At 73.2% G+C, this 10,816-nt stretch carries 11 protein-coding genes and 1 riboswitch; of the genes, 8 read left to right on the top strand and 3 right to left on the bottom strand.

The window, feature by feature from the left end; genetic code table 11:
- The first annotated feature begins 77 nt into the window (after nucleotides 1–77).
- A riboswitch (TPP riboswitch) is annotated at nucleotides 78–189 on the top strand.
- From thiO to ACFP1Z_RS23665, 5 genes are all read left to right on the top strand, one after another.
- On the top strand, nucleotides 187–1,431 hold the full coding sequence (gene thiO / locus ACFP1Z_RS23645) for a glycine oxidase ThiO (RefSeq protein ID WP_390319186.1): 1,245 nt from the start codon (nucleotides 187–189) through the stop codon (nucleotides 1,429–1,431). Its footprint overlaps the riboswitch before it by 3 nt.
- Complete coding sequence (thiS, locus tag ACFP1Z_RS23650) at nucleotides 1,428–1,667, top strand: sulfur carrier protein ThiS (RefSeq protein WP_390319188.1); 240 nt, start codon at nucleotides 1,428–1,430, stop codon at nucleotides 1,665–1,667. The genes thiO and thiS overlap by 4 nt, the downstream gene beginning before the upstream one ends.
- Nucleotides 1,668–1,676: 9 nt before the next feature.
- Nucleotides 1,677–2,480: a thiazole synthase gene (locus ACFP1Z_RS23655; protein WP_390319190.1), complete on the top strand. Its 804-nt coding sequence runs from the start codon at nucleotides 1,677–1,679 to the stop codon at nucleotides 2,478–2,480.
- 68 nt (nucleotides 2,481–2,548) lie between these two features.
- On the top strand, nucleotides 2,549–4,501 hold the full coding sequence (pknB, locus tag ACFP1Z_RS23660) for a Stk1 family PASTA domain-containing Ser/Thr kinase (protein WP_390319192.1): 1,953 nt from the start codon (nucleotides 2,549–2,551) through the stop codon (nucleotides 4,499–4,501).
- A gap of 2 nt (nucleotides 4,502–4,503) precedes the next feature.
- The gene (locus tag ACFP1Z_RS23665) at nucleotides 4,504–5,403 is read left to right on the top strand and encodes a deoxyribonuclease IV (protein ID WP_390319194.1); all 900 of its coding nucleotides are present in this window, start codon (nucleotides 4,504–4,506) and stop codon (nucleotides 5,401–5,403) included.
- Nucleotides 5,404–5,433: 30 nt separating this feature from the next.
- On the opposite strand, the gene ACFP1Z_RS23670 is transcribed toward ACFP1Z_RS23665, so the two are convergent.
- The gene (locus tag ACFP1Z_RS23670) at nucleotides 5,434–6,081 is read right to left on the bottom strand and encodes a sulfite oxidase-like oxidoreductase (protein WP_390319196.1); all 648 of its coding nucleotides are present in this window, start codon (nucleotides 6,079–6,081) and stop codon (nucleotides 5,434–5,436) included.
- 154 nt (nucleotides 6,082–6,235) lie between these two features.
- Between ACFP1Z_RS23670 and bfr the strand changes: the two genes are divergently transcribed.
- Nucleotides 6,236–6,724 carry a bacterioferritin gene (bfr, locus tag ACFP1Z_RS23675; protein WP_390319198.1) on the top strand — a complete coding sequence of 163 codons (489 nt, stop codon included), beginning with the start codon at nucleotides 6,236–6,238 and terminating at the stop codon, nucleotides 6,722–6,724.
- Here bfr and ACFP1Z_RS23680 read toward each other — a convergent pair.
- Nucleotides 6,721–6,990, bottom strand: a complete 270-nt coding sequence (locus tag ACFP1Z_RS23680) for a (2Fe-2S)-binding protein (RefSeq protein ID WP_390319199.1) — start codon at nucleotides 6,988–6,990, stop codon at nucleotides 6,721–6,723. The genes bfr and ACFP1Z_RS23680 overlap by 4 nt on opposite strands.
- Before the next feature lie 148 nt (nucleotides 6,991–7,138).
- The gene (locus ACFP1Z_RS23685) at nucleotides 7,139–8,488 is read right to left on the bottom strand and encodes a class II 3-deoxy-7-phosphoheptulonate synthase (RefSeq protein ID WP_390319201.1); all 1,350 of its coding nucleotides are present in this window, start codon (nucleotides 8,486–8,488) and stop codon (nucleotides 7,139–7,141) included.
- Between the two features lie 107 nt (nucleotides 8,489–8,595).
- On the opposite strand from ACFP1Z_RS23685, the gene ACFP1Z_RS23690 reads away from it, so the two are divergent.
- Both ACFP1Z_RS23690 and ACFP1Z_RS23695 read left to right on the top strand, forming a co-directional pair.
- Nucleotides 8,596–8,652, top strand: a complete 57-nt coding sequence (locus tag ACFP1Z_RS23690; RefSeq protein WP_390319219.1) for a trp operon leader peptide — start codon at nucleotides 8,596–8,598, stop codon at nucleotides 8,650–8,652.
- 148 nt (nucleotides 8,653–8,800) lie between these two features.
- Nucleotides 8,801–10,744: an anthranilate synthase family protein gene (locus ACFP1Z_RS23695; protein WP_390319203.1), complete on the top strand. Its 1,944-nt coding sequence runs from the start codon at nucleotides 8,801–8,803 to the stop codon at nucleotides 10,742–10,744.
- Nucleotides 10,745–10,816: the final 72 nt, after the last annotated feature.

A 10,816-nucleotide genomic window follows, 5' to 3' on the forward strand; every position in this document is an offset into this window, starting at 1 on the left:
CCGGGCGCCGGGCGGCGCCCGCCAGTGGCATATCCGGCCTTCCGGTGGTCTCGCGGCGCGTACTAGTGTGGCCACCGCAAAGCACTCGCGGGAGCCCGGACGACCGGGCTGAGAGGGAGGCTGGACGGCCTCCGACCGTACGAACCTGATCCGGGTCATGCCGGCGAAGGGAGGGGCTGGACGCCCATGCACGCGTCGGAATCGCACGTGCCGGAAGCAGAACCACCGCCCGCGGGGGCGCCGTCACCCGCGCCGTCCGTCACCCGGGCCGGCTGCGACGTCCTCGTCGTCGGCGGTGGTGTCATCGGGCTGGTCACCGCGTGGCGGACGGCCCAGCGGGGGCTGTCCGTGGCGGTCGCCGACCCGCGGCCGGGCGGCGGAGCGGGGCAGGTCGCCGCCGGAATGCTGGCCGCGGTGACCGAACTGCACTACGGGGAGGAGGCGTTGTTCGCCCTCAACCTCTCCTCGGCGCGCCGCTACCCCGCGTTCACCGCCGAGCTGGAGGAGGCCAGCGGCCAGGACACCGGCTATCGCGCGTGCGGCACGCTGGCGGTCGCGCTGGACGCCGACGACCGGGCGCAGTTGCGGGAGTTGCACGCGTTGCAGCAGCGCAGCGGCCTGGAGTTGCAGTGGCTCACGGGGCGCGAGTGCCGGCGGCTGGAGCCCATGCTCGCGCCGGGCGTGTGCGGGGGCCTGCGCGCCGACGGCGACCATCAGACCGATCCCCGCAGACTGCTGCGCGCCCTGCTGATCGCCTGTGAGCGGGCGGGAGTTGCCTTCCTGCGCTCCGAGGCGGTGCGGCTGCTGGTCTCCCGCGACCGGGCGACGGGCGCCGAACTCGCCGACGGCAGCCGCGTGCACGCCGGGCAGACCGTGCTGGCGGCGGGCGCGCACAGCGGCGCTCTCGCGGGCGTGCCCGAGCAGGTGCTGCCGCCGGTGCGCCCGGTCAAGGGCCAGGTGCTGCGGCTGCGGGTGCCGCGCGAGTACGCGCTGTTCCTGTCCCGGACCGTACGGGCACTGGTGCGCGGCGGCCCCGTCTACCTGGTGCCGCGCGAGAACGGCGAGCTCGTCGTCGGCGCCACCACCGAGGAGCTGGGCTGGGACACCGGCGTGACCGCGGGCGGTGTCTACGAGCTGCTGCGCGACGCGCACGAGCTGGTGCCCGGCATCACCGAGCTGCCGCTGCTGGAGGCCCGCGCCGGGCTGCGCCCGGGCTCGCCCGACAACTTCCCGCTGCTCGGGCCGACCGAGCTGCCCGGTCTGCACACGGCGACCGGCCACTACCGCAACGGGGTGCTGCTCGCCCCGCTGACGGGCGAGGTGATGGCCGAGGCGCTCACGCGGGGCCGGCTGCCCGAGGAGGCCCGCCCGTTCTCCCCCCGTCGTTTCTCCCACCCTCACCTGAACGCGCTGCAGGAGCTGCCCCGATGAACCCCATCGATCCGACCGACTCGCTCGATGCCCTCGTCGGTATCAGTGTCAACGGTGAACTGCGCGAGATCCCCTGGGGCCTGACGCTCGACGGGCTCGTCGCTTCCCTGACCGACGCGCGCGGCGGGGTCGCCGCCGCCGTGAACGAGGCCGTGGTGCCGCGCGGCCAGTGGCCCGCCACCCGGCTCGGCGACGGCGACCGCGTCGAGGTGCTCACCGCGGTGCAGGGGGGCTGATCAGCGCAGATGGCAGACGATCTGTTCACCGTCGCCGGGGTCTCCCTCTCCTCCCGGCTGATCATGGGGACGGGCGGCGCGCCCAGTCTCGATGTGCTGGAGCGCGCGCTGCTGGCCTCCGGCACGGAGCTGACCACGGTCGCGATGCGCCGGCTGGACGCGAACGTCCGCGGCTCGGTGCTGTCCGTGCTGCGCAAGCACGGCATCCGGGTGCTGCCGAACACGGCGGGGTGTTTCACCGCCGGGGAGGCGGTCCTCACCGCGCGGCTGGCCCGCGAGGCCCTGGGCACCGACTGGATCAAACTGGAGGTGATCGCGGACGAGCGCACCCTGCTGCCCGACCCGGTCGAGCTGCTGGACGCGGCGGAGATCCTGGTGGACGACGGCTTCACGGTGCTGCCGTACACCAACGACGACCCCGTCCTCGCGCGGCGGCTGGAGGACGCGGGCTGTGCCGCGATCATGCCGCTGGGTTCGCCCATCGGTTCCGGTCTCGGTATCCGCAACCCGCACAACTTCCAGCTGATCACCGAGCGGGCGGGGGTGCCGGTGATCCTGGACGCGGGGGCCGGCACCGCCTCCGACGCGGCGCTGGCGATGGAGCTGGGCTGCTCGGCGGTCATGCTCGCCTCGGCGGTCACCCGGGCCCGGGAGCCGGTGCTGATGGCGGAGGCGATGAAGCACGCGGTCGAGGGCGGCCGGCTGGCGTACCGGGCCGGGCGCATCCCGCGCCGCCACTTCGCCGAGGCGTCCTCGCCGACGGGCGGGATCGCGCGGCTGGACCCGGAGCGTCCGGCGTTCCGCTCGGCATAGCGTCCCCGCGCGGCCCCGGGCGGCCGGGGCGGCGGGACGTCCGTACGCGGCTCGTAGACTCGTATGTCGTGGATACGACCCTGCGGGACCCGTTGATCGGGTTCGAGCTCGACGGCCGCTACCGGATCGAGGCGCGCATCGCCGTCGGCGGGATGGCCACGGTCTACCGTGCCGTGGACACCCGGCTCGACCGGGTGCTCGCGGTGAAGGTGATGCACCCGGCGCTGGCGGCGGACGCCGCGTTCGTGGAGCGCTTCATCCGGGAGGCGAAGTCGGCGGCACGGCTCGACCATCCCAACGTGGTGGGCGTCTTCGACCAGGGCGCCGACGGCGGCTATGTGTACCTGGCGATGGAGTACGTGCCCGGGTGCACCCTGCGCGACGTGCTGCGCGAGCGCGGGGCGCTGCGGCCGCGCGCCGCGCTCGACATCGCCGAGCCGGTGCTGGCGGCGCTGGGCGCGGCCCACCGGGCGGGGCTGGTCCACCGCGACATGAAGCCGGAGAACGTGCTGATCGGCGACGACGGCCGGGTGAAGGTCGCCGACTTCGGGCTGGCGCGCACGGTGGACACCGCGACGACCTCGTCGAGCGGCCCGCTGCTCGGCACGGTCTCGTACCTGGCCCCCGAGCAGCTGGAGCAGGGCACGGCGGACCAGCGGGTGGACGTCTACGCGTGCGGTGTCGTGCTGTACGAGATGGTCACCGGCGCCAAGCCGCACGGCGGCAGCACTCCGGCGCAGGTGCTCTACCAGCATCTGAACGAGGACGTGCCCGCGCCCTCGGCCGCCGTCCCGGGGCTGGCCCCCGCGCTGGACGCGCTGGTGGCCGCCGCCACCGCCCGCGAGCCGGACGCCCGTCCCGCCGACGCGGTCGCGCTGCTGGGACAACTGCGCGCGGCGCGCGGGGAGTTGACGGACGCGCAGCTGGACGCGGTGCCGCCGCGGGCCAAGGAGCCCTCGGAGCACCGGGGTTCGGAGGACCGTACGAGCGTGCTGCCGCGCCGCGCGGTGGCGCAGCCGCTGCCTCCGGCGGCCGCCCCCGCCGGGGAGGAGCTGAACCGGACGACCGTCCTGGAGCGTCCTGACGCCCCGCCGCCCGGCGGGCCGCGCGGCAGGCGTCCCGCCGGGGGGTACCGGCCCTCGCGGCGGCTGCTGGTGGTCCTGGGCGCGCTGCTGGCCGTCCTGATCGGCACCGGCGTCTGGTACATCAACGCGGGCCAGTTCACCACCGTCCCGGCGGTGCTCGACATGACGCGGGAGAAGGCGGAGCAGGAGCTGGGCAGGGCGGGGCTGGGGGTGACGGCGGACGAGGCGTACAACGACGTCGTCGAGCGCGGCCGGGTCGCGGTCTCCGATCCCAAACCGGGCGAGCGCATCCGCAGCAACGGCAAGGTGCGGATCGTCGTCTCCAAGGGCCCGGAGCGGGCCGAGGTCCCCAATGTGACCGGTATGCCCCTGGACGAGGCGAAGCGGCGCGTCGAGAAGGCGGGGCTCGTCGTCGGCGACGTGGCCCAGCAGTTCAGCGGCGAGACCGCGCAGGGCTCGGTGCTGGCCACCGACCCGAGGCCGGGCGAGCAGCGGCGGCCGGGCTCGGCGGTGGCGCTGACCGTGAGCAAGGGCGCGCCGCTGGACGTCCCGGACCTCTCCGGCCGCCAGGTCGCCGACGCGACGTCCGCCCTGGCGGCCCTGGGGCTGAAGGCGCAGGTCTCCGACGCCCAGGTCTACTCGGACGTGCCCAAGGGCGCGGTGGCCCAGCAGTCGCCGGGCACCGGTACCAAGCTCGCGAAGGGCGACACGGTCACCCTCACGGTCTCCAAGGGCAAGGAGATGCTCACGGTCCCGGACGTCACCGGGCGCAGCGAGGCCGACGCCCGCAGGGCGCTGACGGAGGCGGGCTTCGGGGTGCGGGTGGAGAAGCCGTTCTTCTTCCCGCAGGACTCGGTGGAGAGCCAGTCCGTCAAGGGCGGGGAGCAGGCCGCGAAGGGCGACACCATCACCATCAAGCTCAAGGGCGGCTTCTGACCATGGCGGCAGACAGCAGGACACGGCCGGGCGGGCGCGGGCGCAATCCGGTCGGCGGGCACATCCCGGTCGCCGGCGGACTGGCCCGTACCGGGCTGCCGTACGCGCGCGCGATGGGCGCCGAGACCGTGCAGGTCTTCGTGGCCAATCCGCGCGGCTGGGCCACGGGGCCCGGCGACCCCCGGCAGGACGAGGAGTTCCGTGCCGCGTGCGAGGCGGAGGACCTGCCGGTCTGGGTGCACGCCCCCTACCTGATCAACTTCGGTTCGCACACCCCGGAGACGGTCGAGCGGTCCGTCGTCTCGCTGCGGCACTCGCTGCGCCGGGGGCGGGAGATCGGGGCGCGGGGCGTCGTGGTGCACACGGGCTCGGCGACGGGCGGCCGGCCGCGCGAGGCGGCGCTGGCGCAGGTCCACGAGCGGCTGCTGCCGCTGCTGGCGGAGCTGGTCCACGAGGACGACCCGGATCTGCTGCTGGAGCCGACCGCCGGGCAGGGGTCCTCGCTGTGCTCGCTGATCGGCGACCTCGGCCCGTACTTCGCGGCGCTGGAGCACCATCCGAAGCTGGGGGTGTGCCTGGACACCTGTCACGTCTTCGCGGCGGGGCACGACCTGGCGGCGCCCGGCGGGACGAAGGCGGCGCTCGACGAACTGGTCGCGGTCACGGGCGAGGGCCGGCTGAAGCTGATCCACGCCAATGACTCCAAGGACGTGGCGGGTGCCCACAAGGACCGGCACGAGAACATCGGTTCCGGCCACATCGGCGCCGCTCCCTTCGCGGAGCTGTTCGGCCACCCGGCGACGGCGGGCGTGCCGCTGACGATCGAGACGCCGGGCGGCCCCGGGGGGCACGCGGCGGACGTGGCACGGCTGAAGGCGCTGCGGGAGACGGGCGGGGTCTGAGCGGGGGCCGGGCCCTCTCGGCGACCGGGCCTAGAGCTCGGGGCCGTCGCCGGGCCGTTCCTGGTAGGAGTAGCGCTGTTCGCGCCAGGGGTCACCGATGTTGTGGTAGCCGCGCTCCTCCCAGAAGCCCCGGCGGTCGGCGGTCATGTACTCCAGGCCGCGCACCCATTTCGGGCCTTTCCAGGCGTACAGGTGCGGCACGACGAGCCGGACCGGGAATCCGTGCTCGGCGGTGAGCGGCTCGCCGTCCTTGTGCGTGGCGAAAAGGCTCTGCTCGGCGGCGAGGTCGGAAAGCCGGAGATTCGAGCTGAATCCGTATTCGGCCCACACCATGACATGGGTGACGTCGGGCGCGGGCGGGGCGAGTCCGAGGACCGTACGGGCCGCGACGCCGCCCCATTCGACACCGAGCATGCTGTACTTCGTGACGCAGTGCAGGTCCGCGACGACCGTCGTGTAGGGGAGCGCGGAGAATTCCTCGTGCGTCCAGCTGTGCTTCTCGCCGTCGGCGGTCGCCCCGAAGACCCGGAACTCCCAGCGGTCCGGGCGGAACCTCGGCACCGGCCCGTAGTGCGTCACCGGCCAGCCGCGCTGGAGCCGCTGCCCCGGCGGCAGCGTGGGGGCACCGGCCGGCACCGACTGAGGGAATTCCCTTTTGCGGCTTTCGGACTGACCCATGCGTCCATGGTGTCAGACCGCTGATGCCGGTGATGACCAGGGGTTCCTCTTTGCGGGCAACTCCCACTAAGTGTGCACTTACTGGACGGTTTCGAAGGGCGGTGCGAGGATGCGCGCTACCTGTCAGTCGTCCTCCTGGAAGGAGCCAGAGCGAATGCAGGGCGACCCCGAGGTCATCGAATTCCTCAACGAACAGCTGACGGCCGAGCTGACCGCGATCAACCAGTACTTCCTGCACGCGAAACTGCAGGAGCACAAGGGCTGGACGAAGATCGCCGAGCACACCCGCGCCGAGTCCTTCGACGAGATGCGGCACGCGGAGACCCTCACGGACCGCATCATCTTCCTGGAGGGGCTGCCCAACTACCAGCGCCTCTTCCACGTCCGCGTCGGCGAGACGATCACCGAGATGTTCCAGGCCGACCGGCAGGTGGAGGTCGAGGCCATCGACCGGCTGCGGCGGGGGGTGGAGGTCATGCGGGCCAAGGGCGACATCACCTCGGCCAATATCTTCGAGTCGATCCTCGCGGACGAGGAGGACCACATCGACTACCTCGACACCCAGCTGGAGCTGATCGAGAAGCTCGGGGAAGCGCTCTACATCGCCCAGTTCATCGAGCAGGAGAACGGCAGCAGCAACTAGGCCGCCCGGACCGTCTCCCGGCCGGCCTCGGACGCGGCCACCGGCAGCACCGCGACCTCGGCGCCCAGCACCGGCTTCCCCTCGTCGGCGAGCTCCCGGCGCGGGCACGAGCCCCGGCCGAGCAGGGCCTGGATGCGGCGCACGCACGAGCCGCAGTCGGTGCCGGCCTTGCAGGCGGAGGCGATCTTCCGGGGCGTGCAGGCCCCGTCCGCCGCGTGTTCGCGCACCTGCTGCTCCGTGATGCCGAAGCACGAGCAGACGTACACGCGGTCACCGCCTCACGGGAATTGATCAATAAGGTTACCCTTACCTTACCCGGATGGGGGGCGGAATAACAACGCCGGGGGCCGGTACGCGCGTGGGGCGCGGATCACACCGATCCGCGCCCCACATCTTCCGTCCCAGGAACGCCCGTTACTGGTCCCGGTACATCTCCGCGACCAGGAACGCCAGGTCCAGCGACTGGCTGCGGTTCAGCCGCGGGTCGCAGGCCGTCTCGTAGCGCTGGTGCAGATCGTCGACGAAGATCTCGTCGCCGCCGCCCACGCACTCGGTGACATCGTCACCGGTGAGCTCGACATGGATGCCGCCCGGGTGGGTGCCCAGCCCCTTGTGCACCTCGAAGAAGCCCTTGACCTCGTCGAGCACGTCGTCGAAGCGGCGGGTCTTGTGCCCGGAGGCCGCCTCGAAGGTGTTGCCGTGCATCGGGTCACAGACCCAGGCCACGCTCGCCCCGGACGCGGTGACCTTCTCCACGAGCTCGGGAAGCCGGTCGCGGATCCTGTCCGCGCCCATGCGCGTGATGAAGGTGAGCCGGCCCGGCTCGCGTTCGGGGTCGAGCCGCTCGATGAGGGTCAGCGCCTCCTCGGGCGTCGAGGTCGGCCCGAGCTTCACCCCGATGGGGTTGCGGATCTTCGAGGCGAACTCGATGTGCGCGCCGTCGAGCTGCCGGGTGCGCTCGCCGATCCACACCATGTGGCCCGAGACGTCGTACAGCTGCCCGGTGCGCGAGTCGACACGGGTGAGCGCGGACTCGTAGTCGAGGACGAGCGCCTCGTGGGAGGCGTAGAACTCGACGGTCTTGAACTCCTCCGGGTCCACCCCGCAGGCGTTCATGAAGTTCAGCGCCCGGTCGATCTCCCGCGCCAGCTGCTCGTAACGCTGGCCGGAGGGCGAGGACTTCACGAAGTCCTGGTTCCAGGCGTGCACCTGGCGCAGGTCGGCGTAGCCGCCGGTGGTGAAGGCACGCACCAGGTTCAGCGTGGACGCCGAGGCGTGGTACATGCGCTTCAGCCGCTGCGGGTCCGGGGTGCGGGCCTCGGGCGTGAAGGCGAAGCCGTTGACGGAGTCCCCGCGGTAGGTCGGCAGGGTCACGCCGTCCCGGGTCTCGGTCGGCTTCGAGCGCGGCTTGCTGTACTGGCCGGCGATCCGGCCGACCTTGACCACGGGCACCGAGCCCGCGTAGGTCAGCACCGCGCCCATCTGGAGCAGGGTCTTGAGCTTGTTGCGGATCTGGTCGGCGCCGACGGCGTCGAACGCCTCCGCGCAGTCGCCGCCCTGGAGCAGGAACGCCTCGCCACGGGCGACGGCTCCCAGACGCTGACGCAGCTGGTCGCACTCGCCGGCGAAGACGAGAGGCGGATAGGACTCGAGCTCCGCGATCACCTCGCGCAGAGCCTGGGGGTCCGGCCAGTCGGGCTGCTGCGCCGCGGGAAGGGAGCGCCAGGTGTTGCCACCGGCGTGGATTTCAGCGTTCACGGTCACACTGCCAACCCTACGGGGTCGCAGCGCCCGCACGGGTGTTGCCCGCGATGTGAGACGGGTCATGAGTCGTGGTGAGACACGCGGGAACGTCGGGTAGGGTGCGCAGCATGTTCGCGCTGACGACCCGGAACTGGTGGTGGACCGCTCCCACGGCGGCCCACTGATCGCGCGTACATCCGACCACGCACCGCGAAGGCCGCCCGAGGGGCGGCCTTCGGCGTTTTCCCGGGCTGTTCCTCCCCCTCCTCGCGAGCCCCCTCGCGATCCCCTCGTGCGGCCCCGGCGGGGCCCCCAGCGGAAGGAACACCCCCGATGTCCACCGACCCGCAGCCCACCGGCGGCACCCCCACCGCCGCCCTCCTCGACCGGCTGACCGCCCCCGACTGCCCGCCGTTCGCCCTGCTGCACCGCCGCACCCCCGGCCGGGAGGACGACTCCGTCGAGCTCCTGATCGGCCCGGTCGGCGAGGCCACGACCCTGGCCGGCATCCCACTGCCCGCCGGCCCGCCGGAGGACGGCCGCCCGGTCCACGACGCGCTGGCGCTCGTACCGTTCCGGCAGATCCGCGAGCGCGGCTTCGACGTCCACGACGACGGCACCCCGCTGCTGTTCCTGCGCCCCGAGGAGTCGTACACGCTGCCGCCGGCCGAGGTCCTGGCCGCGCTGCCCACGCACGACGTCCGGGTCGAGGGCGGCGCCTTCGACGTGAGCGACGAGGAGTACGCGCGGGTCGTCGAGCGGGTCCTCGCCGAGGAGATCGGCCGCGGCGAGGGCGCCAACTTCGTGATCCGGCGCACCTTCGAGGGCGAGATCCACGGCTTCTCCGCCGCCGACGCCCTCGCCCTGTTCCGCCGGCTGCTCGCCGGGGAACGCGGCGCGTACTGGACCTACGTCGTACGCACCCCCGAACGCACCCTGATCGGCGCAAGCCCCGAAGTGCACGTGCGGATGTCCGGCGGCACCGTCGTGATGAACCCGATCAGCGGCACCTACCGCTATCCGCCGTCGGGCCCCGACACCGAGGGACTGCTGGCGTTCCTGCACGACCGCAAGGAGGTGGAGGAGCTGTCCATGGTCGTCGACGAGGAGCTGAAGATGATGTGCACCGTCGGCGACCGGGGCGGCGTGGTCGTCGGCCCCCGGCTGCGGGAGATGGCACACCTCGCGCACACCGAGTACGAGCTGCGCGGCCGCTCCTCGCTGGACGTGCGCGACGTGCTGCGCGAGACGATGTTCGCGGCCACCGTGACCGGCTCGCCCGTGCAGAACGCCTGTCGGGTCATCGAACGCCACGAGCCGCGCGGCCGCGACGGCTCCGGGCGCGGCTACTACGCGGGCGCCCTCGCCCTCGTCGGCCGGGACGCCGCGGGCGGGCAGACCCTCGACTCCCCGATCCTCATCCGCACCGCCGACATCGACCGGCACGGCCGGCTGCGGCTGCCGGTCGGCGCCACGCTGGTGCGCCGCTCCGACCCCCACGGCGAGGTCGCCGAGACCCACGCGAAGGCGGCGGGCGTCCTCACCGCGCTGGGGGTACGCACCGGGCGGCGGCCCGCGCCGGACGGTACGGCGGTCCGGCTCGCGGACGACCCGCGCGTACGGGCCGCGCTCGCCGCCCGGCGCGCCGACCTCGCCCCGTTCTGGCTGCGCATGCAGCCGGCCCCCGCGACCCCGCTGTCCGGGCACGCGCTGGTCGTCGACGCCGAGGACACCTTCACCGCGATGCTCGCCCACCTGCTGCGCACCTCGGGCCTGACGGTCACGGTGCGCCGCTACGACGAACCGGGCCTGCGGGAGGCCCTGCTGACGCACCCGGGCCCCGTGGTCCTGGGCCCCGGCCCCGGCAACCCCTCGGACCCGGCCGACCCCAGGATGCGGCTGCTGCGCCCGCTGGCGGCGGAGCTGCTGCGCGAGCACCGGCACGGGCTGCTGGGCGTGTGCCTCGGGCACGAGCTGATCGCGGCGGAACTGGGCCTGGAGATCGTCCGCAAGGACGTGCCGTTCCAGGGCGCGCAGGAGCGGATCGACTTCTTCGGGCGGGAGGAGACGGTGGGCTTCTACAACACGTTCACGGCGCGGTGCGCCGCCGGGGACGACGGGGTCGCCGGGGTCGAGCTCGCCCGGGATCCGCGGAGCGGGGACGTACATGCCCTGCGCGGGCCCGGTTTCGCGGGGGTGCAGTTCCACCCGGAGTCGGTCCTCACGGTGAACGGGACGGCGATCGTGGCGGAGTTGCTGGCGGGGGTGCTCGTGTGAGGTGAGGCTTGCGGCGGGCTTTGTTCCCCGGCCCGGGGGCGCCGGACGGGCTGGACTTTCCAGCCCGTCCGG

The sequence above is a fragment of the Streptomyces gamaensis genome (assembly GCF_042656465.1).
Lineage (GTDB): Bacteria > Actinomycetota > Actinomycetes > Streptomycetales > Streptomycetaceae > Streptomyces > Streptomyces gamaensis.